Source organism: Vibrio sp. MM46, assembly GCF_027587135.1.
GTDB classification, from domain to species: domain Bacteria; phylum Pseudomonadota; class Gammaproteobacteria; order Enterobacterales; family Vibrionaceae; genus Vibrio; species Vibrio harveyi.
On the sequence record NZ_JAPPTO010000097.1, the window covers coordinates 1 to 633 of the forward strand.

Annotated in this window: 1 protein-coding gene; it reads right to left on the minus strand. The window is 50.9% G+C overall.

Annotation, left to right across the window (positions count from 1 at the left end):
* The coding region (locus tag OH459_RS28075) for a Calx-beta domain-containing protein (protein ID WP_333482899.1) at window positions 1–633 on the minus strand (633 nt) is incomplete at both ends.

Below are 633 nucleotides of genomic sequence, written 5' to 3' on the forward strand. Positions count from 1 at the left end.
AACTTCGACTGGGGCTTCAGAAGCGTTAGTTAATGAGACAACGAAATTGGCGGTGTCACCTTCGTTAATTGTGCCTGCATCACTAATAGAAACCGTTGGGCGGTCGTCGTCCGGATCTGGGTCTGGCCCTGTACCGTCATCGACGATAGTGGCTGTACCCGTGTCGGAACCTTGCACAGGACCTAAACCAGTTACGTCTACCGTGAAGTTTTCAGGACCTTCGTAGACTTCATCATCAATCGAAGCGATTCGTACATCAAACTCAGTTAAGCCTGCTGGTACACTCACCACACCATTAACAGGAACGGCAACCCAACCAGAGCCCGTGTTGTATTCAAGAGTGCCGAGGTCGCCTGCTTCGGTATCACCGAGGTTAAGATCCAGTTGAACTTCGACTGGGGCTTCTGATGCATTAGTTAACGAGACAACGAAGTTGGCGGTGTCACCTTCGTTAATCGTGCCAGCATCACTGATAGATACCGTTGGGCGGTCATCATCCGGATCGGGATCAGGGCCAGTACCATCGTCAACAATAGTTGCGGTACCCGTATCAGTGCCTTGGACAGGACCAAGACCGGTCACATCTACCGTAAAGTTCTCTGGACCTTCGTAGACTTCGTCATCAATCGAAGT